General features: G+C 51.2%; 24 protein-coding genes. 10 read left to right on the forward strand and 14 right to left on the reverse strand.

Annotation, left to right across the window (positions count from 1 at the left end; genetic code table 11):
* Positions 1-12: 12 nt before the first annotated feature.
* The 4 genes from HJG54_RS26195 to HJG54_RS26210 all read right to left on the reverse strand — a co-directional run bounded on the left by HJG54_RS26195 (position 13) and on the right by HJG54_RS26210 (position 3,179).
* A complete protein-coding gene (locus HJG54_RS26195) occupies positions 13-213 on the reverse strand; it encodes a DUF3285 domain-containing protein (protein ID WP_316432168.1) in 201 nt (66 codons plus the stop codon).
* Between the two features lie 194 nt (positions 214-407).
* A protein-coding gene (gene prfB, locus HJG54_RS26200; RefSeq protein WP_420717294.1) for a peptide chain release factor 2 occupies positions 408-1,533 on the reverse strand; the annotation gives its coding sequence in 2 pieces (ribosomal slippage) (positions 408-1,457 and positions 1,459-1,533; 1,125 coding nt in all).
* A gap of 116 nt (positions 1,534-1,649) precedes the next feature.
* Positions 1,650-2,408 carry a superoxide dismutase gene (locus HJG54_RS26205; RefSeq protein WP_316432169.1) on the reverse strand — a complete coding sequence of 253 codons (759 nt, stop codon included), beginning with the start codon at positions 2,406-2,408 and terminating at the stop codon, positions 1,650-1,652.
* A gap of 324 nt (positions 2,409-2,732) precedes the next feature.
* Entirely contained in the window at positions 2,733-3,179 is a 447-nt protein-coding gene (locus tag HJG54_RS26210; protein ID WP_316432170.1) for a tellurite resistance TerB family protein, read from the reverse strand.
* A 161-nt stretch (positions 3,180-3,340) separates the two neighbouring features.
* Here HJG54_RS26210 and prfC point away from each other — a divergent pair, with 161 nt between their 5' ends.
* Both prfC and HJG54_RS26220 read left to right on the forward strand, forming a co-directional pair.
* A complete protein-coding gene (gene prfC / locus HJG54_RS26215; protein WP_316432171.1) occupies positions 3,341-4,972 on the forward strand; it encodes a peptide chain release factor 3 in 1,632 nt (543 codons plus the stop codon).
* Positions 4,973-5,310: 338 nt separating this feature from the next.
* Entirely contained in the window at positions 5,311-5,829 is a 519-nt protein-coding gene (locus HJG54_RS26220) for a hypothetical protein (protein ID WP_316432172.1), read from the forward strand.
* A 92-nt stretch (positions 5,830-5,921) separates the two neighbouring features.
* Here HJG54_RS26220 and ntcA read toward each other — a convergent pair whose 3' ends face one another.
* Complete coding sequence (gene ntcA, locus HJG54_RS26225; protein ID WP_035999246.1) at positions 5,922-6,593, reverse strand: global nitrogen regulator NtcA; 672 nt, start codon at positions 6,591-6,593, stop codon at positions 5,922-5,924.
* Between the two features lie 552 nt (positions 6,594-7,145).
* Between ntcA and fabI the strand changes: the two genes are divergently transcribed.
* The 3 genes from fabI (at position 7,146) to hisB (ending at position 9,284) form a co-directional block, all read left to right on the forward strand.
* Positions 7,146-7,946 carry an enoyl-ACP reductase FabI gene (fabI, locus tag HJG54_RS26230; RefSeq protein ID WP_316432173.1) on the forward strand — a complete coding sequence of 267 codons (801 nt, stop codon included), beginning with the start codon at positions 7,146-7,148 and terminating at the stop codon, positions 7,944-7,946.
* Between the two features lie 278 nt (positions 7,947-8,224).
* Positions 8,225-8,434, forward strand: a complete 210-nt coding sequence (locus HJG54_RS26235) for a hypothetical protein (RefSeq protein WP_316432174.1) — start codon at positions 8,225-8,227, stop codon at positions 8,432-8,434.
* Between the two features lie 193 nt (positions 8,435-8,627).
* On the forward strand, positions 8,628-9,284 hold the full coding sequence (hisB, locus tag HJG54_RS26240; RefSeq protein WP_035999236.1) for an imidazoleglycerol-phosphate dehydratase HisB: 657 nt from the start codon (positions 8,628-8,630) through the stop codon (positions 9,282-9,284).
* On the opposite strand, the gene HJG54_RS26245 is transcribed toward hisB, so the two are convergent.
* Together HJG54_RS26245 and HJG54_RS26250 are read right to left on the reverse strand one after the other, a co-directional pair.
* The gene (locus HJG54_RS26245) at positions 9,262-10,188 is read right to left on the reverse strand and encodes a hypothetical protein (protein WP_316432175.1); all 927 of its coding nucleotides are present in this window, start codon (positions 10,186-10,188) and stop codon (positions 9,262-9,264) included. The genes hisB and HJG54_RS26245 overlap by 23 nt on opposite strands.
* A 59-nt stretch (positions 10,189-10,247) precedes the next feature.
* The gene (locus tag HJG54_RS26250; protein WP_316432176.1) at positions 10,248-11,660 is read right to left on the reverse strand and encodes a TldD/PmbA family protein; all 1,413 of its coding nucleotides are present in this window, start codon (positions 11,658-11,660) and stop codon (positions 10,248-10,250) included.
* 185 nt (positions 11,661-11,845) lie between these two features.
* On the opposite strand from HJG54_RS26250, the gene HJG54_RS26255 reads away from it, so the two are divergent.
* Positions 11,846-12,568 (forward strand): hypothetical protein, encoded by a 723-nt coding sequence (locus tag HJG54_RS26255; protein ID WP_316432177.1) that lies wholly within the window; start codon positions 11,846-11,848, stop codon positions 12,566-12,568.
* Here HJG54_RS26255 and HJG54_RS26260 read toward each other — a convergent pair.
* Positions 12,516-13,655 carry an extracellular solute-binding protein gene (locus HJG54_RS26260; protein WP_316432178.1) on the reverse strand — a complete coding sequence of 380 codons (1,140 nt, stop codon included), beginning with the start codon at positions 13,653-13,655 and terminating at the stop codon, positions 12,516-12,518. The genes HJG54_RS26255 and HJG54_RS26260 overlap by 53 nt on opposite strands.
* Before the next feature lie 790 nt (positions 13,656-14,445).
* On the opposite strand from HJG54_RS26260, the gene HJG54_RS26265 reads away from it, so the two are divergent.
* Positions 14,446-14,823: a hypothetical protein gene (locus tag HJG54_RS26265; RefSeq protein WP_316432179.1), complete on the forward strand. Its 378-nt coding sequence runs from the start codon at positions 14,446-14,448 to the stop codon at positions 14,821-14,823.
* Between the two features lie 189 nt (positions 14,824-15,012).
* On the opposite strand, the gene cobT is transcribed toward HJG54_RS26265, so the two are convergent.
* The 5 genes from cobT to cobA form a co-directional block, all read right to left on the reverse strand.
* A complete protein-coding gene (gene cobT, locus HJG54_RS26270) occupies positions 15,013-16,146 on the reverse strand; it encodes a nicotinate mononucleotide-dependent phosphoribosyltransferase CobT (protein WP_316432180.1) in 1,134 nt (377 codons plus the stop codon).
* A gap of 23 nt (positions 16,147-16,169) precedes the next feature.
* On the reverse strand, positions 16,170-17,009 hold the full coding sequence (locus tag HJG54_RS26275) for a DUF2232 domain-containing protein (RefSeq protein WP_316432181.1): 840 nt from the start codon (positions 17,007-17,009) through the stop codon (positions 16,170-16,172).
* Between the two features lie 104 nt (positions 17,010-17,113).
* Entirely contained in the window at positions 17,114-17,707 is a 594-nt protein-coding gene (gene coaE / locus HJG54_RS26280; protein ID WP_316432182.1) for a dephospho-CoA kinase, read from the reverse strand.
* On the reverse strand, positions 17,704-18,489 hold the full coding sequence (locus HJG54_RS26285; RefSeq protein WP_316432183.1) for a uroporphyrinogen-III synthase: 786 nt from the start codon (positions 18,487-18,489) through the stop codon (positions 17,704-17,706). The genes coaE and HJG54_RS26285 overlap by 4 nt, the downstream gene beginning before the upstream one ends.
* Positions 18,490-18,717: 228 nt before the next feature.
* Positions 18,718-19,461 carry a uroporphyrinogen-III C-methyltransferase gene (gene cobA, locus HJG54_RS26290; RefSeq protein ID WP_316432184.1) on the reverse strand — a complete coding sequence of 248 codons (744 nt, stop codon included), beginning with the start codon at positions 19,459-19,461 and terminating at the stop codon, positions 18,718-18,720.
* 346 nt (positions 19,462-19,807) lie between these two features.
* Between cobA and HJG54_RS26295 the strand changes: the two genes are divergently transcribed.
* Positions 19,808-21,091, forward strand: coding sequence for an MSMEG_0569 family flavin-dependent oxidoreductase (locus tag HJG54_RS26295; RefSeq protein ID WP_316432185.1), 1,284 nt, complete (start codon positions 19,808-19,810; stop codon positions 21,089-21,091).
* 129 nt (positions 21,092-21,220) lie between these two features.
* Here HJG54_RS26295 and petG read toward each other — a convergent pair whose 3' ends face one another.
* The gene (gene petG, locus HJG54_RS26300; RefSeq protein ID WP_035999205.1) at positions 21,221-21,334 is read right to left on the reverse strand and encodes a cytochrome b6-f complex subunit V; all 114 of its coding nucleotides are present in this window, start codon (positions 21,332-21,334) and stop codon (positions 21,221-21,223) included.
* A gap of 325 nt (positions 21,335-21,659) precedes the next feature.
* Here petG and HJG54_RS26305 point away from each other — a divergent pair, with 325 nt between their 5' ends.
* On the forward strand, positions 21,660-22,049 hold the full coding sequence (locus HJG54_RS26305; protein WP_316432186.1) for a c-type cytochrome: 390 nt from the start codon (positions 21,660-21,662) through the stop codon (positions 22,047-22,049).
* Between the two features lie 225 nt (positions 22,050-22,274).
* Positions 22,275-22,889, forward strand: coding sequence for a transcriptional repressor LexA (lexA, locus tag HJG54_RS26310; RefSeq protein WP_035999203.1), 615 nt, complete (start codon positions 22,275-22,277; stop codon positions 22,887-22,889).
* Positions 22,890-22,930: the final 41 nt, after the last annotated feature.

Raw genomic sequence — 22,930 nt, forward strand, 5'->3', positions numbered from 1 at the left:
GCAGCGACTCCCTCAGCGCGTCAGGTAGGCTAGACCCACCAAAACGGTTAGCAATCCGACTACGGTCAAGCTGAAATGATACAGCGACTTGCCGCGCTTGCGGACCATGTTGCGCATCGCCAACTTGACAAAACTGGGAGGCCGGCTAGGAGCCGTGGGTGCATTTGCTGTGGGCGGGGCAGAGGATTCTGGAATCGGTGACGATTGACTCATAGCAGAATTTGAACTCATTCAGTTCACACAAATTTAAGTTTAAGCTACTTTCACTGTAACAATTGAACACACTCCCATAAAGAAATTGCCCTCAGCCGCCTTCGTCAAGCCGCAGCTCGAGAGCAAATCATCGAGAGCAAATCATCGAGTGTGATTTAAGTTTTTTGAGTTTTAGGTGGAGTTTAAGCCAATACTTAAACGCTGCTGCTCTCTACAAGCTGATTCTCCTGACGCAAACAGCTTTCAATAAATTGATCTAGATCGCCGTTCATCACATCGGTAATAGCAGTAGTCTCGGTGCCAGTACGCAGATCCTTGACGAGCTGGTAGGGATGGAACACATAGTTGCGGATCTGGTTGCCCCAAGCTGCTTCTACGATGTCGCCCCGGATATCGGCAATTTCTTTGGCGCGTTGCTCTTGCGCAATCACCAGCAGTTTGGCTTTCAGGCGAGCTAGGGCTTTCTCTTTGTTTTGCAACTGGGAGCGTTCTTCGGTGCAGCGCACCATGATGCCCGTAGGCAGGTGTTTCACTAGAACCGCTGTTTCCACCTTGTTGACGTTTTGCCCACCTTTACCGCCAGAACGGGTAGTGGTGATCTCAAGATCCTTATCGGGAATCTCTAGCTCGATTGATTCATCCAAGATTGGCATCACCTCTATGCCCGCAAAGCTAGTTTGCCGCTTGCCGTTGGCATTAAAGGGAGAAATGCGGACCAGACGATGGGTGCCCTTTTCGACTTTGAGATAGCCATAGGCATATTTGCCTTCCACTTCCAGCGTGGCCGATTTAATTCCAGCCTCATCGCCTTCCGACAAGTCAGATAGGTGCACTTTGTAGCGATGCGCCTCGGCCCAGCGGGTATACATCCGCAGCAGCATTTCAGCCCAATCCTGAGCATCAGTACCGCCCGCCCCTGCCGTAATCGTGACAACCGCGCCATGCTGATCGTAGGGACCAGACAGAAGCTGCTGTAGCTCCCACTGATCGAGTTCTCGGCTTAGGAGATTGACGTTAGTTTGGGCTTCTTGCAGCAGGGCTTCGTCCGCTTCCAGTTCCAGCAGTTCCAAAATCGCTTTTGTATCGTCTAAGCTCGACTGCCAGCGATCGATTTGCTCCAAGTGGGATTTCAAGTCGTTCAGCTCTTGCAGCGTTTGCTGAGCCTTGGTTTGGTTATCCCAGAAGTCGGGCTGAGCGGCAATTTGCTCTAGATCTTGAATCTTGGCAGTCAGGGCCGGTACGTCAAAGATAGTCCTGGGTTTTCCCCAGGCGACTCGTCAATTCTTCAACTTCGCGCTTAATTTCGAGAGCTTCAAGCATAAGGGAATGTAGGCGTATAAATTTGTTCTGTAATTTTAGGGCTAAGTATCCAAAATACCTGCTAAAACGCAGGTAAAAGCAGTGAAGGCTTTGCTCCTACTAGTCTCTACTCTAGCTCAAGCAGTGATGGCCTGTTCATACCGCCGGTTTACTTCCTCCCAGTTGACTACATTCCACCAGGCATTGAGATACTCATCGCGTTTGTTGCGGTACTTCAGGTAGTAGGCATGCTCCCAGACATCATTGCCCATAACCGGATAAAGCCCCTGCATGAGTGGGCTGTCCTGATTAGCGGTACTGGTAACTTGTAGCCTGCCGTCGGGCATCATCACCAACCAGGACCAACCGCTACCAAAGCGTTTTGTTCCGGCTTCATTAAACGCTTTTTTGAAGGCATCAAAGCTGCCAAAGGTCTCTGCAATTGCCGCCGCCACAGGTCCAGTCGGTTCACCGCCGCCATTTGGACTCATAATTTCCCAGAACATCGAGTGATTGACATGGCCGCCGCCGTTATTGATCACGGTTTGGCGAATCGCTTCGGGAACGGTATTGATTTGACGCATGAGTTCTTCGGCAGTCAGCAGCTTCAGGTCAGGGTATTGATTGACGGCTGCATTCAGGTTCTTTACATAGGCCGCATGATGCTTGTCATGGTGGAACTGCATTGTCTCTGCATCAATGTACGGCTCGAGGGCGTTGTAATCGTAAGGAAGCGGCGGCAGCGTAAAGGTATCCCCCTGCGCTACTTTGGTGCCAAATAGCCCAGCCAACCCAGCCGCACTGGCACCCTCCGGCCTCAACCCGATCACACCCAGCACCGCGGCACCTGTTGTTGCACCCAGCAGTGAAAGAAACTGACGACGATTGCAAACCATAGCAGTTAGCCCTCTAGCGACTATCTAGCACCAAACCCAGCATCAATTAATTTCAGTATCAATCAACACTGTTCATAACAAACCATAGCGCGGGATGGGCTGGCTCACAAGCGAAGATAGGAGTCAGGCTTCCCAGAGCGTCAGCCGACGGGAGTCAGGAGTCAGGAGTTAGGAGCCAGGAGCTAAAACCAGAATGGCTCTTAACTTCATGATGAGGGTGTCCGTTGAGAATCCACTGGTTGAGAATCCACTGACTGTTATCTTGCGGCGGACCCTACTTCTGCCTCCTGCCCCCAGACCTCCTATTAATCTCGCTTAACTCAATTAACCTCGATTCTTAATCATCATCACTTCCACAATTTTTAGGGCCAATGTCTCGTTGATTTCTAGCGCGCGATAGAGCTGGTTTAAGAAATCCTGTTCCTGCTCAGTCACCACGCCATCGGCCAAAATTAAGTCAGTTGCGACGGCAAAAGCAGATTCTCGTAGCTCAAACGGCAACGAACCCTTGGCACCGTTGAACAAGGCATCGGCTCCCTGCCGCCGTAGAATTCCAAATAGTTTGTCGAACATACGGCGCATCACATCGCGTGGATAGCTTTTGAATAACTGCATCCGGTTGATTGAATTGATTAAGCCATCTAGTTCTTCGTCGGCCAAATAGCCATCCGAAGCAATCGCCGATAGGCAGATAGCGGCAAATGCTTCCGCTGGGTTAAAGGTTTCCTGCACCTGGCTTTGCACTCCAAAAACCTTGTCAAATAAACCCATGATGTTCTCCTTGGTTTGTTGATTTTCTTAGCATTCCCACATTGCAACTAAACCGTGGGAACCAAGAAACCCTAGCCAGAGGAGATAGCCAATTATGCATTTCTCGCTATGCTGGAAGATAAAGTTGAGCCATGCCGAATTGAGCAGGTTGATAAATTTTCATGCCTACTGATGAACTCGAAACTGAATTGCAATCTGCGGTAGAAAAGCGACGCAATTTTGCCATTATTTCTCACCCAGACGCAGGTAAAACAACGCTGACGGAAAAACTGCTGCTCTATGGAGGTGCAATTCACGAAGCTGGGGCAGTGAAAGCGCGACGGGCACAGCGGCATGCTACCTCCGACTGGATGGCTATGGAACAGCAGCGGGGCATTTCGATCACCTCAACCGTGCTGCAATTTCAATACGACGGCTACTGGATCAACCTGCTCGACACTCCCGGCCACCAAGATTTTAGTGAAGACACCTACCGCACCCTAGCGGCGGCTGATAATGCCGTGATGCTGGAAGATGCAGCCAAAGGTCTAGAGCCACAGACCCGCAAGCTGTTTGAAGTCTGCCGGATGCGGGGGATTCCCATCTTCACCTTCTTCAACAAGCTGGACCGGCCCGGACGCGATCCGTTTGAGCTGATGGACGAGATCGAGCAAGAGTTGGGTTTGCAGACCTATGCGGTCAACTGGCCAATCGGTATGGGCGATCGGTTTAAAGGAGTATTCGACCGCCGCCAGCGGCAGATTCATTTGTTTGAGCGGTCGGCCCACGGTAGCCGGGAAGCGGCTGATACGGTAATTGATTTGGGCGATCCGCGAATCGAAGACCTGTTAGAGCAGGATCTGTACTACAAGCTCAAAGAAGATCTAGAGCTGCTCGATGGCGTTGGGGCCGAGTTTGATCTGGATTTGATTCATCAAGGCAAAATGACGCCGGTTTTCTTTGGTAGCGCCATGACCAATTTTGGTGTCGAGCTGTTCTTGACTGCTTTTCTCGACTATGCGCTGAAACCCGCATCTCGCCGCAGCACGATTGGCGAAATTCAACCAACCCATCCAGACTTTTCGGGGTTTGTCTTCAAGCTGCAAGCCAATATGGACCCCAAACATCGGGACCGGATTGCCTTTATCCGCGTCTGCTCTGGCAAGTTCGAGAAGGATATGGTGGTGAACCATGCCCGCTCCGGCAAAACCGTGCGGCTCTCTCACCCCCAAAAGCTGTTTGGTCAGGATCGGGAATCGTTGGCCGAAGCCTATCCAGGTGACGTGATTGGCTTGAATAACCCCGGCGTATTTGCAATTGGCGATACGATTTATAACGGCCAAAAGCTGGAGTACGAAGGCATTCCTATGTTCTCGCCAGAGCTGTTTGCCTATTTGCGCAATCCTAACCCCTCAAAGTTCAAGCAATTCCGCAAGGGGGTGAATGAACTGCGCGAAGAAGGAGCGGTACAAATCATGTACTCTGCCGACGAATCGAAGCGGGATCCAATCTTGGCGGCGGTGGGTCAGCTTCAGTTTGAGGTGGTGCAGTTCCGCTTGCAGAATGAATATGGCGTGGAAACTCTGCTCGATCCGCTGCCCTATAGCGTTGCCCGTTGGGTGGAGGGCGGTTGGGAAGCCTTGCAAAAGGTAGGCCGTTTATTCAACACGGTTGCCGTTAAAGATAGCTGGGGCCGTCCGGTGCTGCTGTTTCGTAATGAGTGGAATTGTCAGCAGGTGGAAGGCGAGCACCCAGAGCTAAAGCTGAAGAAGGTGGCTCCGGTGGTGTCAGGTCAGGAGCCGGAAGCGCTTTAGAAAAAGCTAGGAGTCAGGAGTGGGGTTTGCTGTAGGGCAACGGTTAGCGGAGCATCAACGGGCAAACTCGCTGGTGCAGGAGTAGGTAATGTTCTGACTCCCGGCTCCTGCGGCCCTTTTCATGACTGATCAGCCTGCTATAGCTTTTTCCACTCTGGTAAGGTACGAGGGGTGTGGGGGCTTCGCCCCCACGTAGGGGCACGGCCCCTGCACCCTATTTTTTGTACTTCATTAGCCTGGAAAAGGCTGTATTACAAGTCTGAAGTTTTTGTTAATCCTACCTAGAAGGCGCGAACGGCCCTCCTATAGTTGAAAACGTTACAGGATATTGCTGAATCATGACTAATCGTAATAATCTGCTTCGCAACATCTTAGTGGGTGCTGGCATTGCTACCGTCGGCGCAATTGGCACCAAAGCCGCGGTTGATTACTTCAAGAATCGGGGTGAGGAAGATGTCCCGGATGAAAGCCAGGGTGATCAACTGCCTGCTTCTGCCGCAGAAGTGGCCTATGCCAAAGTCCAAGACGCCTCGCTGCAAAAATTCCTCGATGTTAGCTTTGGCGAACCAGGCCGCTATGTTCCCAATCGTCCAGCCAAGGTGTTCGACTACCAGGGCAAGCAGTACATGGTGGTTTGGGCACGCGACAATAAGAAAAACAAAAACCAAATGCTGGCCTTTATTTACACACCCGAAGGCCGCAAGATGATTGCCAGCGTTGGCTATACCAATCAGGAAACCGATTACAACATCAACTTGGGCAGCACTCCCTTTGCTGTAGAGGTAAAAGGGCAGAAACTGACCAGTGGCCAGGGCAAAACCAAAGGCGCTGATGAGGTTGACTTTGTGCTTGCTTAACTGACTTGAAAGATTTGCAAAGTTTGAAGATATAAGGCTAACTAAGCCCTCCTGCCCCCCAATTTGGGGGGTTTCTATCACTCAAAGCTTACCTAAGTGAACTGCTGACTCAGGGTGACTGGATTGTGAACGGTAATCTTTTTCTTATGAATGGAAATCATTTTGTCTTGCCGCAAGTCGCCTAGCAGCCGCGTTACTGTTACTCGCGTCGAGCCAATTGCCTCTGCAATCGCCTGGTGGGAAAGTTTGAGATCGATGGTGATGCCATCCTGAGCAGGAACACCAAAATCGCGGCAGAGAATTAGCAAAAAGCTAACTAGACGGGAACCCATATCCCGATGCGCCAAGGTTTCGATCATCATCTCAGTCTGCAGGATGCGAGACGACAAACCCTGCAGCATGATCATCGACAGCTCTGGGTTATCCTTGAGCGCCTTCTCAACCTGCTCAATGGGTACTGAAAGCAACTCCACGGGCGTAAAGGCAACAGCGTGGTAGAAGCGGTCGGCGCGGTGCCCGGTAATCAGAGAGAGTACGCCAAAGACGCTATTCTCGCGCAGCAAGGCTACGGTAATCTCTTCCCCAGCTTCGTAAACCCTAGAGAGTTTGACCGCCCCTCGCATCAGGAAGTAAACCCGTTCCGCTGGATCACCTGGAAAGAAGATGGTTTTGCCGCGCTCGTAAGTCTCTACGACAGGCGGGAAGGCACCACCGCTCAACTGACGGAATACATTTGCTAACGGTCTATCTTGCAACGCTACCATGCCTTTATCCCTAGCCTATTATCGTGAGCCTGTATGAGCCTGTAGTTGTAATAACCCCCGAAGCGCTCTTCGTACTTATTTACGCTTACTACCAGTTTTTAGCCAGAACTCTTAGGATAAATTGTGCTGCATAACACAATCATACTGTGATAGAACTCTGACTTTAAAACACTAAACTTAAGAATGCGATAGTTTTTTGTAGCAAGAATTACACAATGCTGAAATCTCAGACCAGAATGCTATTTGCTGAGATATTTTCAGAATTTTTTCTGAGTAATGAAAATAGAGCATAGCCGTTCAACCCAAAAGTTGCAAGGCAGTAGAACTTAAACCCCTGCTACTGCCTCTGGCAACGCTACATCTGGGCAACATCGGTTCACAAGACTTCCACAGCAGCAAGCTACAAAACTACACACCATGCCTAAGCAAAGACTAACGCCCAGCGTACAGGCTATGTCGCCAAAACTCAAAACTTAAAACTCCCTCACCAGTTTCTTTCCGTCCCCGTTTTTCAGTATTCTTGAGACGCCAAACGACATTGGGTGAAGGGTCATGTTGAATTTGTCTGGAAAAAATGCCCTGGTGACAGGAATCGCTAACAACCGCTCAATCGCTTGGGGAATTGCCCAACAGCTTCACGCCGCAGGAGCCAATCTGGGTATTACCTATCTGCCTGATGAAAAGGGCCGCAACGAAAAGAAAGTGGCAGATTTGGTAGAACCGCTCCAACCCAGTTTGTACCTCCCCTGTGATGTGCAGAATGAAGCTCAGATGCAGGAAACATTCGAGGTGATTCAGGATAAGTGGGGCCGCTTAGATATTTTGATTCACTGCCTTGCGTTTGCTAGCAAAGATGCCTTGAGCGGTGACTTCAGCAGCGTATCGCGTCAAGATTTCTCTCTAGCAATCGAAGTGAGCGCCTATTCGCTGGTCAGCCTCAGTCGCTATGCGAAGCCATTAATGACCGAGGGCGGCAGCATTCTCACTCTCAGCTATTTGGGCGGCGTGCGAGTGATCCCCAACTACAACACGATGGGGATCGCAAAAGCAGCGCTGGAAATGAATGTGCGCTACCTCGCGGCTGAACTGGGACCGCAAAAGGTACGAGTCAATGCGATCTCGGCTGGCCCAATTCGCACGCTAGCCTCTTCTGCCGTGGGTGGCATTCTAGACATGATTCACCATGTGGAACGGGCGGCTCCGCTGCGGCGTACCGTTACGCAACTGGAAGTTGGCAATGCAGCCGCATTTCTGTGCAGCGATCTGGCTAGCGGCATTACCGGGCAGATCCTCTACGTAGATGCGGGCTACGAAATTATGGGCATGTCTGAGCCTGCAAAAGCTGAGGAATAAGCTGAATTGCCTGAATTGATGGAACTGCGCCTGCCTGTCGTTGCTCTGAAGCCAGAGCGTTTTTTGCGGAAACTACTGAGCTACTGGTTTGACCAGACGTAACGATTCGTGAAATCACGGCAGAACAGAGGTCAATTTTTCGGTATTCTCCAGGAAGCTTGGCAGAACTTGATCAAACAAAATCGGTGATTCTAGCCTTACTCCTCAGCGAATGCAAGTGGTTTGATCGAGTTAACAGATGCAAGTTAACAGGCGTAAGCATCAAGGAATTCAGCAGCATGGTACTCTACATCACTGGCGCGCTTCTTGTCTTTGGCGTTTCATTTCGTGCCTTTTGGAAGGACACTTCTACACCCAAAACCGATCGCCTCTCCTGGATGGTTTTGATTATTGCTACACTCTTTTGGCCGCTAGTTTTGCCTTCCATTATCCGCAAGAAGCTCGCCAAATCGACAGCTACCCCGCTTAAGGCCCAATTGTCTCAGTAGCAGGGTTAATCTCAGTAGCAGGGTTATCGTCCAAGCAATCCCTACCCTAAGAATTGGTCACGTCAAATGGTTTACGTCACTCTGGTCTGAGTGGCGTTTTTTTGTCAGATGCTGAGGCAAAATAGAGATCTTGCAGAAAACTTTTGCAGAAACTTTTGCAGAAAATCTTGTAGCCATTCTTCGGCATCTCACCATGCAGACTCGCGACTCTCGCACCAACCTTCCCGACAATCAGCCTGCTTCGCGTCAGTTAGAATTTCCTAGCCGCACTGCTTCAGTCCATCGGGTTACCGGAGAAACGAATGTGCAGGTCAGCCTGAATCTAGACGGGCAAGGAAGCTGCATTGCCAAAACCGGCATTCCGTTTCTGGACCACATGCTGCATCAAATTTCGTCGCATGGGTTAATTGACCTAGACGTGCAGGCAACAGGTGACATCGAGATTGACGATCACCACACGAATGAGGATGTCGGGATCACGCTGGGGCAGGCATTGACCAAAGCGTTGGGCGATCGCAAAGGCATTGTCCGCTTTGGGCATTTTGTTGCACCCTTGGACGAAGCGCTGGTGCAAGTATCGCTGGATTTTTCTGGCCGCCCTCACCTCAGCTATGGGCTACAGATTCCCACCGAGCGGGTCGGTACCTACGACACCCAACTGGTACGCGAGTTTTTTGTAGCGGTGGTGAATCATGCCCAGATGACGCTCCACATCCGCCAGCTCGATGGCATCAATTCCCATCACATCATTGAAGCAACCTTCAAGGCGTTTGCTCGCGCTATGCGTATGGCAGTGGAAATTGACCCCCGGCGGGCGCAAACCATTCCTAGCTCGAAGGGAGTGCTGTAGACCGCTGATTCTGTCCAACCCTTGGCTGGTAATCGATTAGCAAAGCTGGAAATAGGGCCGCGATTAGCCGTACTCGCAGACGATGGTAGGCTAGAGAAATCCGCCTACTCCCGACTCGTCGAAGTCGCCCGACTCGCGTTTTGGGCGCTTGCTCGATCTGGGACTGTTCCCGAAAATAGTGCGCTTTTGCGTCTGGTGTGGATTGCCCTTTGCGAATCCGGATCGTTTCAATTCGGTCGTCAAAAAAATCCAGTCCCGCCATTTCGCTGTGGTGAACTGGAAAGCCACTCTTCACGGCGGCCAGCGCCATCGCGTAGGTGGGATGCTGGTGCAGTCCCAAAGTATCGGCGTAGATCGCCAATTCGCCCCACAACCGCAGAAATTCCTGTTCCCGTCCGGCTTGGGCCGTTACCACAAACAAAAACTCGTTGATGAACTTCACGTCAGGCGCATATAAATCCACATCTACTTTGCGGGCCATCGCTTCAATGATTTGCTTTTTGCGCTGACTACTAGCTGATGGGTTGGGCCGCTCGAACTGCTCCTGCCAGTGTTTCCGCAACTCACCGCAACTGCGAGCCGTTAAACCGGGCGCAAAGGTCAACGCTGGCACTGGCGCACAGATTCGCACATCCGCATCCAGGTACATCACCGCATCGGCCAAGCGGAGGGCTTGCTGCAGGGCAAATCGGCGTTCATGATAGGCCTGTACCCCGCGACACCAATGCTGAACAGCGATCACGTTGGCATGGTCGCGAAACCGTTCTGGCAAGTCGGTGAGGATCAGAAACGGCTGATTGGGCGCAAACTGGCGCAGATCGGCAGCCAGCAGTTGGGCAAGCCGCACATATTTATCACCAAAGGCGGCAGTGCAAAAGCAGAACTGGGAGTTGGATTGGGCCATACGGAAGGATGCTCGTCTCGATAGAAGTCGTCTCGATCAGAGTTCCCCAAAGCCAAAACTCACTCCTCATCCAGTGCTTCGCCGCCTACCACCACATTGCGAATCCGCAGACTCGGACCGCCACAGCCTACAGCTAGCCCGTTTTGTCCGCCTTTGCCGCAGCCGCCTGACTCATCCCAGTAGAAATCATCGCCAATTGCCTCAATGTCTGCCAGTGTGGTGAACACATTGCCCGACAGGTTGACATCCCGCACGGGTTCGGCAATTTTGCCGTCGCGAATCATCCAGGCTTCTCCCGCCGCAAAGGTAAACATTTCGCCATTAGTCATGCCGCCCAGCCAGTTGCGGGCATAGACGCCTTCTTTGATGCCATGAAACAGATCGGCAACGGGTGTAGTTCCCCGCTCAATCCAGGTGTTGGTCATGCGGACAAGGGGCGGATAGTGGTAGTTGAGGCAGCGGGCATTGCCGGTGGGGGCTTCGCCCAGCTTGCCAGCGGTTTCGCGGGAGTGCAGTCGCCCGACCAAAACGCCATCTTTGATCAACTGAGTCGTGGTAGCTGGAACCCCCTCATCGTCGTAGTAATAGCTGCCGCGATGCCCTTCGGGAGCTGCTCCATCAAAGATTTGCAGTTCAGGAGAGCCAAAGCGTCGTCCCAGTGTCATTACCTCCATCAGGTCGGGGTTTTCGTAGATCATGTCGGCTTCGGAAAGATGCCCAAACGCCTCATGTACAAACAATCCGGCTAGGATGGGATCGATCACAACGGTATAGGTATTGCCCTTTACCGGGGGGAGGGCCAAGGCCTCTACAGCCCGCTGTGCTGCGCTCTGCACTTGAGTATCAAGCTGTTCCAAGTCTTCGTAGGCTTTGCGGGAGCCGGTGGTTTCCCGCCCAGTCTGAACCGTTTCACCATTGCGAGCCGTCGCCGCGAAGCGCATTTCTAGATCAACCCAAGATTGCTCGATTAGTGTCCCATCGGAAGTAGCTAAGATCACGCGCTGAGCGCTATCGCCATACCGGACTGACGTGGTCGTGATCCGGTCGTCTACACTCCTAAGAATTTCGGCATAGTGGCTGCACAGGGCTTTCTTTTGAATCAGGGGAATTTGCCGAGGATCCGTGCCCGATAAGGGGAGATGGCAGCTAGCCTGGATCGGCTCAACTGAAGCTAGCGTGGTCTCCTCATCTCCTACAAGCCGTGCTGCTGCAATCGCTGCCTCAACCTGTTCCGTCAAACTAGACAAACGGTTAAAGCTGGCAAAGCCCCAGCCGCCTTTGTAGCAAGCACGCACCTGTCCGCCAATCGAGATGCCTTCGCTGAGGGTTTCCACCTTGTTACCCCGCAGTAGAATATCGGTGCCTTCAGCCTCTTCTAAGCGGATGGCTAAGTAGTCTACGCGATGGCGATAGCGGGCAACCAGATCGGAAAGCAGGTTTTTAGCATCGGCTAATGAAGTGGAGAGGCTCATAATGGTTTGATTGCGGGACTGCTTCTACGGTTGTATCAAATTATGGGGAAGCAATTGAATTTGAAGTCGGCAAAATTATCTTGTATGGCACAGGTATGGCAGAGTTGGGAAAGCGGAGATCAGGAGACAGAAGGCAGAGGTGCTTCCCTTGAGGCGGAAAACCAGGTGGCGTGGGAGCGAATGAAATGGTGAAGGCAGCGAAGCAAGCCAAAATTTGGCAGCGTAACTCTGGTTGGCGGCGAATGCTGGCCTTGGGGTGGGGCATGCTGATTGTGTTGAGCAGTCGCCCTGTGTACGCAGCAGATCAAGATACTTTATTCCTGCTGACTACTCCCCTCGATCCCGCCTTGTTTCAGCCTGGAGCCTCAATTGATCCTGCTGTTGTGACGCCCGACCGCATTTCCCAAACTGGATTGACCCCGCCCAGTCTCTGGTGGGCCGAGGAGCAGTTTGCTAATTTAAGCTGGGTGGGAGAGTCGTTTGGAAACACGGGTTGTATTGCGGAACGGTTCAGTCAGGAGTTGCTCAATTACTGGTTGGCCTATCCAGGAGCGGATGGGACACCCCGTCGAGTTGATCTGCTAGTGAATCAAGAGGTTTGGGGAAATTGTAATTATTTGCAGCGTTACGTTTTTGTGAATCGATTTGGCACAGCCGCAAAAGAGTTCGGCTATAGCGTGCGCGTATTCAACCTACAGGGCGAGCTGTTGGGAGCGCATATCTGCGAGTTTGATGATCAATTCAATGCCTCAACAATCAATTCCAGCTCAGCTAGCGACCCGACTAGCGGTACAGCCAGCGTACCTTGTCGCATCTTTCTCAATCCGTTCGGTCGCTCAGCCTTTCGCAGCACTCCTACCCCATTTGGCGTACCGTCTCCCACAAATGGCGGTACTGGTCAGAATTAGCAACTGGCAACAGAAATTCGCTGCGTTCGATTACCTCGTTAGAAGGTAACAACAGCGGATTTTGCTGAATGGCGGTCGGAAGCTGGGTGCGATTTTGGGTCACGAGCACCGGAGAAGCTGCCAAGCTGAGGAGAGAGAGCTGTTCGGCAATTTGGGGCTGCCAGCAAAATTCCAGCCATTGCTGAATAGGAGGCGGTTGATTGGCCTGGGTTGCTTTGGTTGGCTGGACCCACAGATCTGCCGTCAGAATTGTACCGCTAGCAGGTACAACAGCCGCAATCCGTCGATCTCGCTCAACTACCGGCAACACTTCGGTAGACCAGCCCACGGCAACCCAGCTATCTCCCAGCAATAGCGGCTGCAAATAGGCATCGGAACTATAGAATTTGACCTGCTGGTGTAGAGATTTCAGTTGCTCAGGTAGAGCAGCCACGGTTTCTAGATTGCCGGTGTTGGCAGATTGACCGAGTTGCTTCAATGTCAAACCAATCGTAGAGCGGGCGCTATCCAGCAGCGACAGATGGCCCTTCAGTTCGGGCCGCCACAGGTCTTTCCAGTCGGTTGGGGTCCAGCCCAATTGGCGAAATTTCTCGGTATTGTAAGCAACCACCAAACTACCCCAGCGGTAGGGCGCAGCCCAGAGCTGGCCGGTTTCACTAGGTAGCCCTTGAGCATCACGGCGCACAAGCTGTTGCCAAGCGGGAGGAAGCTGTTGCCAACCTGCAATCGACTCTAGCGACAGAGGCCGAATCAAGTTTTGTTGTACCGCAGCAGTTAACCAGAAGTCACCCAGAGTGACTAGATCCGCAACGGCAACCGGCCTAGCCAAATTGGGCAATCCAAATCTTGGTTGCTCCGGAGTGGGAGTTTGCCAGGTTTTGAGGAGCTGAAATAGATCCGCAAGCTGGTCACTAGCGCGAAACTCAACTGCAAGGCGGTGCTGAAACTCACCCAAAATCTGAGGCGGCAGCGAATTGGCCAACAAGCGCACCCGCAGGGCGGCCTCCTGTCTACTCTGGCATCCCATCAGCAGATAGTTTAGGGTCAAGGCTCCACCAGCCAGCAGCAGCGTTCGTCGATTCATCATGGCATCGTTCTGCCTCTACGTCAGCCTAACTGCTCTATTCTACGCTTCACCTACAGTCGGCAAAGTTTGGGTTGGTTAAACGAGATGGAAGGTATGCTGGCTAGCTGATCTCTCTAACTGCAAGTCAGTAAACTCGTCAGAGTTTTTGAATTTCGTAACCCTCTTTGGGTTTTGGATCGGCTCTCAATAGCTCGGCTTTATCTTCAGATCTCGGCTTTATCTTCAGAATTTGAATTTATTTAAACTTTTTGCAAAATTTGTAATTTTCCTTGAAGAATTACCAATCCAAATCCTTTAGTCGCTAGATAAATCAAAGAAATAGAATAAAACCCTTTTCGTGTCGTTTAGCAGCAAAATAAGGAATTTTTGCTGATTTTTATGTTCTGTCTTGGGCAAGGAAAGACTGGCAAATCGGTATTATTCTGAATCACAATAATTGTTGGAATTTGAATTCGATCATCCTGTCGGATCTTAAATAGACTTGCTATATCAAATTGGAATCATGCTGGTCTGAATGGATCTGATCTCCACTTTGGCTGAACCTTGTTGGCCACCAGTCAACCAAACCAATCAACTCTCTATCACCTCCTTGGCTTATTGCCTTGAAGTCTCGATAGATCGGCAAACGAAGTGATCGCAAACTTTAAGTACTTTGATGATGCAATTGCTACATTTTGCCTGTCATGTTTAGACCTGAGACTAAAAGTTAAATGATTCAGGAATATCACCTAATCATGACTATTTCCTTTTTAAGATATGAAGAACATTAATTAAACGAGTAGAGCGTCAAATGGATTCACTCCAAGACCAAGTTTTTGCTTTGAATATCAAGGTTGACGCGCTGCGCCAGACGCTTGAGCAGTTGGGTGATCAAACTGCTGAAATATTGTCGTTTGTGAAACAATTAGGGGCAGATTCTGATCATGGCGCTGCTCCTGATTTGTTGGCGCGACAAACCTACCATGCCTATCAAAGCCGCACTGTGCTCAATAGCGGCATGGAGCATAAAGACATCCTTTCTGATACAACCTACCCCGATGACTCTCAGAGTGGCGATCATAGCCTTGCCCCAGAGGTCCAAATCCAACGTCTCACTGCTCAGCTCACCGCAGCCTATAACCGAATTGCTGCCCTTGAAGAACAACTCCTAGCCAAACGCCTTTCTTGACGTTAAGTTCCTGCTGAAAAAATTGTCGCCGCTGTGCTGCCTGCTGGGTTATTGCACAGCTCTGTTTTTTAAGAGGCGTTTTTTAGAGCACGTAGTACCAATCCTCCAAGGAATCGGCATAGGCTGCAGTTTTCGCCGGTCGCTCCTCGTGCAAAAGACCTCATAATCACAGAGCAGAGGTTGGAAGCATTAAAGCTGCTGAGCTAGCGTTTCAATCGCCTCCAGTAGCCGAGACTGATCCCAACTTTGATAAAGCGTTGCCGCAATTGCACTACCTCCTGCCCCGACTCCTTCTTTAACGTAGCCCTGCTCATAGGCCCGCAGTGAAGCATAGCGAGAAGCAGCAAAACTCAGCTGAGTTGCCAGCAAGGGTGCATCTAGGAGGCGAGCTAGTCCAACGGTGTCTCCGGTTGGATCTTCAGCAACCCAACGGGTGGTTCCTACAACAACGTGCTCCGGTTGCCAATCGAGCTGTTGCGGCCATCGTCCTGGCTGAGCAATGGCTTCGATCAGAGCATAGACCGCCAACATTTGAGTGCCACCGGCCAACAGAACGCCACCGGTCCGGCTCGCTGCAATTGTCATTCCAGCTACGACGATTTGCATCGGGTCGCCTACTGCTGCTACTAATTCAAAGGGATCCCAGCCGTTCATCTCTCGATTGAATTCAGATTTCCTGGTCGGTCTCTGCCGTTGCACCAGCTTTTCTAAGCCTGTTTGCACCACCTCCCACTTTTGCTGATGATTACAGGTTGGATGGCTGCTATTCACCAGGCCCACGGCGTTCCAGCCCAATCCGGTCAGGATCGCTAAGGCTGTTGTTGTACCACCTACCACACATTCAGAGAGAATCACATAGCTCTGTGGCACTTGGGCCGCGAGCTGTTCTCCCCAGGCTAGGCCTTGCTGAAATAAATGCTGCACTGTCTCTAACGGTAGCGCTTCAGCTTGACTCAGACACCCTGCAGCCCTACCACCCAAATCAATTGCCGGTACCGAGAGCGGATGGGACAGCCCGGCATTAAACAAATAAACCGGAATCTGCTGACCAGTAACAACGGCACGGGTGATCAGCACTGGCGAGGCTCCAGCTTGCAGCGGCGGTAAGGCATATTTGGGATGGGACTGTACTCCCCGAATCAAAAACTCGGCATCGGCTAAGGCGGTGTATTGGCGGTCGGCTGGGGTGGCTCCGGCTGCTGAAATCCCTGGGATCAGACCGGTTTCCGTAAATCCCAAAACGCAGGCAAACAGGGGAGCTTTGGTTCGGAACCGCTGTAACCAGGCTTGGGCTTGCTCAAATTTAGTGTAAATACGAATCATTCAGGGGTTGGTGACTTGATTGGCTACTTTTCCTCGTCCATCAACACCTGAACCCAGTGGGGCGGATCAGGAATCGGGTTGCCCAGGCGTTCTAGCAGCAGCCAAGCTGCCAGATGAACTGTGAACAAATAAACAAAATCACTTACCAAAACCACCCCTACTGTAGCGATTTGGATCGTGGTCAGATTGGTTTGTCCCAGCACTTCCAGGCCCAGTAATCCCCAAGCGACCAATTTGCTGAGTGCCCATTGAATCAGATCGGTAATGCGATTGGTGAGGTAACTCCATAGATCCTCACCTAAAAACACCGACAGCAACGCCACACGCGTGAAAAATCCCAAGGTGGAAATCAGAGTTCCCACACTGATAGAGGCTAGCCAGGGAACCCGTCGTCGCCACATCGCCCCAAGCTGTACGCCCAAAATGCCGTAGGGAATAAAGAACAGCAGGCTGAGATAAGGCCCCATCAGCACCGACAGCAGCAACCCACAAACAATTGCTGACATCCAGGCGGCCCGCAGTCCCCAGCGCAAATAGACCAGCGCGATTGGAATCGGAAACAAAATCCGCATCCAGGGGCCAATGCTGAGATAGTAGCTGACTAACCACAGCAAACTGGCCGTGCTCGCCAGAAAGGCCGTTTCTACCATCATTAGCGGCGGTGTGGCCGTGCGGACATAGGCGGTGGCAGTAGAACTGGAATCGGAGTCGTTTCGGGTGTAGCTGAGGCTGGCTTCAACTTCTTCTAGTTCTTTTTCTAGCCTTGCTAAATCTGCTGCCGATCTAGGCAGATTGGATTGGGAGGAAGTGGATTCGGGCGGGGGATTACCGTGCGGATCACGATCTTCGGGAGGACTGCTCATGCCATATTTGCTTACATCGCAGATCTACTTTATCGTTATCTCTCTAGATTGGTTGGAATTCGAGTCAGGTGACATTTGGCCTCGGACTTAATCGCTGCTCAACTTCAATCCCTGCCCATCAGTGCCTGATCTACTTGCTGAAACAGCGCCTCAGAGGACGAGGAATTATCAAGCACCACATCGGCCTCAGCAATTTTGGCTGTAATCGGCATCTGGCTGGCAATCCGAGCCTGGATCTGATTGAGATTCAACCGATCCCGCTGCTTGAGCCGCTCAATTTGCTGCTGCTGAGAAGCAGACACAACCCAGATTTCCGTTACCAAATCGGTAAGTCCCGCTTCAAACAACAGCGGAATCACCAGCACCACCGTTGGGCAGCCTTGATCGACCAATCGATGTAAATCTGTCGTCATCTGGTGGCGCACATAGGGATGAATTTGCTGTTCGATCCACCGACGTTCAGCAGCATCGTTGAACAAAATATCGCCCAGTCGAGACCGATTGAGGGCACCAGTCGGCAGCAAAATCTCTGGCCCGTAGCGTTCAGCAAGGCGGCTCAAAATGGGGGAATCTGGCTCAACCGCTGCTCTGGCGTAAACATCGGCATCGAGGATCGGCAGCTTGTATCGGGTTTTTAGGTACTCAGAAACGGTCGTTTTGCCCATGCCCACACCGCCCGTGAGACCAATAATTCTCATGGCTGTACCCATTGCACAATTGCCGCGGTGAGTCCTTCTAGAGTATAGTCTGTCGCTTCTAGATCAACCCGTCCGAATAGCTGCTGGCAAGTGGTCGAGGTTTGGGGACCGATCGAGGCGAGGCAAAAGCTAGAAGGCAGCGGCAGGGCCGCGGGCAGGGTTTGCAGCAGTTGGTAAAAGCAGCTTACGGTTTTGGAACTGGCAAACGTAATGATATCGATTTGCTGCTGTTGCAGTGCAGTTGCAATGTCGGACGGCATCATTTTGGCACAGCCCGATTGATAGGCTGGCACCTCGGTGACTTCCGCTCCTTTCGCCGTTAGTTCTTTCACTAATATCTCTCGCCCGCCGGTTTCCACCCTAGGAAACAAGATTTTTAGCGACTGCACCGCTTCCGGGAAGTGTTCGACCAGTGAATCAGCTACAAAGTCAGGCGGAATAAAATCGGGCTGGCGGCCTTGATTTTGCAGTCTCTGAGCCGTTTTTTGACCAACTACCGCAATTTTTAGCGTAGCCAAATCTGCCAGCGAGCGCTGTTGAGCCGCTAAACGCTCAAAGAAATAATCGACCCCGTTGGTGGAAGTGAGAATCAGCCAGTCAAACTGGTCTAGATGGGCAATCGCCTGATCGAGGGCGTCCCAGCTAGAGGGGGGCGTAATTTCAATCGCGGGCATTTCTAAAACCGTCGCGCCTTGTTGTTGCAGCAGGGTCGTGAATTGGCTCGATTGACCCGCTGCACGAGTCACAAGAATAGTTTTGCCGGAAAGGGGAAGGAAAGTCACGGGTGAAGCTTTAGGGTTTGAGTTTTAAGTTCTGAAGTTTGAGGGGTGCGCTCTAAGAAGCTGTTTGACAAGGATTTTGTCTTCTGGCTTCGCCCCCTTTTCTGGGATGTCCGCAAGGCTATAATCTCCCACCAGTGGGGCACTTTGAATAGCAATTGGTTCAGGGAAGGCCCTCAGAATACGTAGGGGGATGTAGGGGGCTTTTCAAACCGATTCTAAATGCTGCGTTTATTCTCTAATGGATTGGGCAGCTTGTAGATAGGGTCGCAGGGCAACGACTTCCCCAATCACAATCACCGCTGGCGACAGGGAAGAGGCTGCCGTTTGGCGCACAATTGAGCCAAGCGTGCCTGTCCAAACCTGCTGTTGCGGCTGACCGGCCCAGCGAATGATGGCAACTGGGGTATCGAGGGAGCGTCCGTGGCGCAGCAGTTGGTCGATGATTTCTGGCAGTTGCCGAGCACCCATCAGGATTACCAGCGTTTCGATCTGGGCTAGGGCTTCCCACTCAAGGGCGTCGGGTTCGTGGGCCGTCATCACGGCAAAACAGCGGCTTAGCACCGGATCCGTGAGGGGGATACTGGCAAGCAACGGAGCAACTAGCGCTGACGAAAGACCAGGCACCACCTGAAATAAACAGCCTGCTTCAGTTAATGCTTGAATCTCAGCCGTGGAGCGGCCAAAAATAAATGGATCGCCACTTTTGAGCCGGACCACTTGCTTTCCCTGCTGGCAATAATCCACCAGAAGCTGGTTGATCTCGGCCTGGGGGGTGCTGGCTTCTCCGCCTCGCTTTCCCACTTCCAGCTTTAGGCAGGCACTAGGCGTTAATTCCAACAAGGCGTCACCCACCAAAGCGTCGTAAATCAACACCTCAGCTTGGGTCAGCAGTTGATGGGCCTGGAGGGTTAAATGCTCGATCCTGCCCGTGCCTGCGCCCACAAGATAAACCTTGCCAGAAGAGTCGGTCATGCCCCAATAATAAGAAACATTAAAAGGTAAAAATCGCTGAGCAGCGTTTCTCAGATAATACCGGACTCGTGTTCCTTGCTGATTACTTCTTGACTGGGGACATCGGCAGGAAAACCCGCTGATTCAACCTGTCAGTTTAAACAGGCCAGATATGCCCACTGCCCCCAAAACCTATTTCCGCTAACGTTCCTGAAAACCCTAGCTACAAAGATCACCCTGTCTTTACCACCAGACTTGGGGGTTTTGTAACTAGAAATACGATAGCGCTGAGACGCTCATTTTATGGTGCAGTTATTGGCTGTCGTATGCACCTTCTGCATCTATCCTGCATCTAACCAGTTAGCCCATGAAACAGCATTATTCCGTTGCCATTGTCGGAGGAGGACAGGCTGGTTTATCGATCAGCTACTGCCTCAAGGAGCGGGGATTTGACCATATTGTGTTTGAAAAACACCAGATTGGCTACGCTTGGCGAACCAAACGCTGGGATTCTTTTTGCCTGGTTACTCCTAACTGGCAATGTCAACTTCCTGGCCATCCCTATCGCGATGCAGAGCCAAACGGATTCATGCAAAAGGACGAAATTGTCCGGTACATCGAGGCGTATGCTGCATCATTTAACCCACCGGTGCGAGAAGGGGTTGAAGTGACTCGCCTTTGGCAGAACGAAGCCGATGATGTATTTGAGCTAACAACGACCAACGGCGACTACACAGCAGATCAGGTCGTGATTGCGTCGGGCAGCTACCATCAGCCTAAAATTCCCAGAATCGCGGAACGGTTGCCTCAGCATATTGTGCAATTGCATTCATCTGAATACCGAAATCCGCAGTCCTTGCCTGACAAAGCGGTGTTAGTGGTCGGTACGGGGCAGTCGGGCTGCCAAATTGCCGAAGATTTGCACTTGGCCGGTAAACAGGTCCATCTATGTGTCGGAGGTGCTCCTCGTTCTCCGCGCCGCTATCGAGGTAAAGATGTGGTCGATTGGCTGGATCAAATGGGCTACTACGATCTGTCAATTGATGAGCACCCTCAGAAAGAAAAAGTCAGAGCTAAAGCAAATCACTATGTAACCGGGCGCGATGGCGGACGCGAGATTGACCTGCGTCAGTTTGCTTTGGAAGGCATGCAGCTTTATGGCAGATTGAAAACCGTCAGCAACAATACGCTGGAATTTTACCCCAATCTAAAGCAAAACCTGGATCAGGCTGATGCGGTTGCTGAAAGCATCAAGAAAAGCATCGATCAGTTTATTCAAAATCACCAGATTGATGCTCCAACCGAACCACCCTATAGCCCCGTTTGGCAACCCGAAACCGAAGTACTGTCGTTGAATTACGAGCAGGCCAATATCGGTACCGTCATCTGGTGCACTGGCTATCAGTCTGACTTTAGCTGGGTTGAGGTGCCTGTGTTTGACGGCAAAGGTTATCCAGGGCACGAACGGGGAGTGACTGCGGTGCGCGGCCTGTATTTTCTAGGCCTGCCATGGCTCTACACCTGGGGTTCGGGCCGGTTTTCCGGCATCGCACGAGACGCCAACTACCTAGCTGACTACATCGCGGCCAGAAGAAAAGCATCCCACTCGAACGCATGGAGTGTGGTTAACGAGTATTTGCTTGGCTCCTGAGAAAGCGTCCAAATAATCAAAATCCTTTCCTTCTACAGGCTCAAGCGCAGCACAGAAGGAAAGGTTGTGTTTGCTTATCAAGTTTGCTAACCAATTGAATGAATCTGCTCAGATTAGCAACCATGCCGATTAAAGATTAAGCTGGTTGCCGCGCTTGTATTGCAGATAGGCCGCTACAAACAAACCGGCCAGTGTTACTGGAATCAGACCTAGCACAATGCCCGAAAGTAAAGGTTCAACCACTGCTTCATCTCCTTAGCGTCGATTTGGATTTTATCAAATTTAACGACCCAACTTTCTCTTAATGCTTTTTATTCTTCTATCATAATTCTTGAGGGAAGACAGACCAAGGAGGTCAACCCTCCCAAACGAGGCAGTTTGGTTTGAAAAGCATGCAAGACAGGGTTCGTACTTGCTCTGCTATGTGCCTTTTAGGATGCAAGACAAGCTTCAGGCTGAGGTAATGCTTTAGAAAAGTTAAATAACCTCTAGTTTTTAGATGAAGTAAGTTAAATTCTTGAGGTATGTCGCTGGTCTGCCTGCGCTTCTCGTTCACTAACCGTTTTTGATGGCAAAAGAGCTTTTGGATAACCAAATTGCAACCACCGACATCTCAGTTCAGAAGGCGGCTTGGATCGTTCTAGCGGTTTTGGTTGCCCTGCTAGTTGTGACATTAATGTTCTACCAGTCTCGCCGTTCTGATCCTTACGTACAGCATGTCTTAGGGCTGAATGGCAATCCGGCTCAGGGGCAGGTGATTTTTCAGTTGAATTGTGCCGGTTGTCATGGGGTTGCTGCAGATGGTCGAGTCGGTCCGAGTTTGCACCATGTCGCGTCCCGCAAGTCGCGAATTGGGCTGATTCATCAGGTAACCAGCGGTAAAACTCCCCCAATGCCGCAGTTTCAACCTAGCCCGCAGGAGATGGCAGACCTGCTGGAGTATTTGCAAACCCTCTGAAAATTTTCTATATCAAAATATTTTTAGCCAAGCAGTAGAAATTGCCACCAAAATCCGATACTCTTAGTACATGTCTGGTAGTACAGACATCCTATTTACGCTAATCACAAATAGCGATTAGCAAAACTAGGAATCAACAAAACTAGACAAGCTGAATCATTTGGTGATACAAATGTTCTAGGAGCGATTGATTGGCCCTTTATTTTCTGCCAATGGTAATGTTCTATGGACGCTCGTCTTACTGAAGTCCAGCAGCAGCTTTTTGACTGGCTGGTGGAATATATCAAGCAAAATCAGCATTCGCCGTCGATTCGTCAAATGATGCGAGCGATGGGGCTAAAGTCTCCTGCGCCGATCCAGAGTCGGCTGGAGCATCTCAGAGCAAAAGGATACATTGATTGGACTGAAGGTCGGGCGAGAACGATTCGGATTCTGCGGCCCCAAGGTCTACCCATTGTAGGGGCAATCGCCGCTGGTTCGGTGGTTGAATCCTTCTCAGACGCAGTAGAGCAGTTGGATTTCTCTAGCTCCCTGCTCCGACCTGGAGATTATGCCCTGCGGGTTCGGGGAGACAGTATGATCGACGCGCTAATTGCTGATGGCGATGTGGTGATTATGCGCCCGGTACAGGATCCCAAAACCGTCAAGAACGGTACGATTGTGGCAGCTAGGGTGAACGGTGAAGGTCAAACGCTGAAGTACTACCACCGCAAGGCCAACCAGGTAAAACTGGAACCAGCAAACCCCAACTATCCTGTCATAGAAGCTCCAGCAACCGATGTGGTGATTCAGGGCGTTCTAGTAGCCGTCTGGCGGGGCTATGGCTTTATGGCATCCTGAAGTTGCTCTCAAGCTCTTAATTAAAAAATGCTTGGACGTTT

The organism is Leptolyngbya sp. NK1-12, assembly GCF_032598965.1.
Lineage (GTDB): Bacteria > Cyanobacteriota > Cyanobacteriia > Elainellales > Elainellaceae > Elainella.

Excerpts from the sequence above, each read along its gene's own strand:
- HJG54_RS26195 (WP_316432168.1), bottom strand. The coding sequence starts at position 213 with ATGAGTCAATCGTCACCGATTCCAGAATCCTCTGCCCCGCCCACAGCA.
- HJG54_RS26205 (WP_316432169.1), bottom strand. The coding sequence starts at position 2,408 with ATGGTTTGCAATCGTCGTCAGTTTCTTTCACTGCTGGGTGCAACAACA.
- HJG54_RS26210 (WP_316432170.1), bottom strand. The coding sequence starts at position 3,179 with ATGGGTTTATTTGACAAGGTTTTTGGAGTGCAAAGCCAGGTGCAGGAA.
- prfC (WP_316432171.1), top strand. The coding sequence starts at position 3,341 with ATGCCTACTGATGAACTCGAAACTGAATTGCAATCTGCGGTAGAAAAG.
- HJG54_RS26220 (WP_316432172.1), top strand. The coding sequence starts at position 5,311 with ATGACTAATCGTAATAATCTGCTTCGCAACATCTTAGTGGGTGCTGGC.
- ntcA (WP_035999246.1), bottom strand. The coding sequence starts at position 6,593 with ATGGTAGCGTTGCAAGATAGACCGTTAGCAAATGTATTCCGTCAGTTG.
- fabI (WP_316432173.1), top strand. The coding sequence starts at position 7,146 with ATGTTGAATTTGTCTGGAAAAAATGCCCTGGTGACAGGAATCGCTAAC.
- HJG54_RS26235 (WP_316432174.1), top strand. The coding sequence starts at position 8,225 with ATGGTACTCTACATCACTGGCGCGCTTCTTGTCTTTGGCGTTTCATTT.
- hisB (WP_035999236.1), top strand. The coding sequence starts at position 8,628 with ATGCAGACTCGCGACTCTCGCACCAACCTTCCCGACAATCAGCCTGCT.
- HJG54_RS26245 (WP_316432175.1), bottom strand. The coding sequence starts at position 10,188 with ATGGCCCAATCCAACTCCCAGTTCTGCTTTTGCACTGCCGCCTTTGGT.
- HJG54_RS26250 (WP_316432176.1), bottom strand. The coding sequence starts at position 11,660 with ATGAGCCTCTCCACTTCATTAGCCGATGCTAAAAACCTGCTTTCCGAT.
- HJG54_RS26255 (WP_316432177.1), top strand. The coding sequence starts at position 11,846 with ATGGTGAAGGCAGCGAAGCAAGCCAAAATTTGGCAGCGTAACTCTGGT.
- HJG54_RS26260 (WP_316432178.1), bottom strand. The coding sequence starts at position 13,655 with ATGATGAATCGACGAACGCTGCTGCTGGCTGGTGGAGCCTTGACCCTA.
- HJG54_RS26265 (WP_316432179.1), top strand. The coding sequence starts at position 14,446 with ATGGATTCACTCCAAGACCAAGTTTTTGCTTTGAATATCAAGGTTGAC.
- cobT (WP_316432180.1), bottom strand. The coding sequence starts at position 16,146 with ATGATTCGTATTTACACTAAATTTGAGCAAGCCCAAGCCTGGTTACAG.
- HJG54_RS26275 (WP_316432181.1), bottom strand. The coding sequence starts at position 17,009 with ATGAGCAGTCCTCCCGAAGATCGTGATCCGCACGGTAATCCCCCGCCC.
- coaE (WP_316432182.1), bottom strand. The coding sequence starts at position 17,707 with ATGAGAATTATTGGTCTCACGGGCGGTGTGGGCATGGGCAAAACGACC.
- cobA (WP_316432184.1), bottom strand. The coding sequence starts at position 19,461 with ATGACCGACTCTTCTGGCAAGGTTTATCTTGTGGGCGCAGGCACGGGC.
- HJG54_RS26295 (WP_316432185.1), top strand. The coding sequence starts at position 19,808 with ATGAAACAGCATTATTCCGTTGCCATTGTCGGAGGAGGACAGGCTGGT.
- HJG54_RS26305 (WP_316432186.1), top strand. The coding sequence starts at position 21,660 with ATGGCAAAAGAGCTTTTGGATAACCAAATTGCAACCACCGACATCTCA.
- lexA (WP_035999203.1), top strand. The coding sequence starts at position 22,275 with ATGGACGCTCGTCTTACTGAAGTCCAGCAGCAGCTTTTTGACTGGCTG.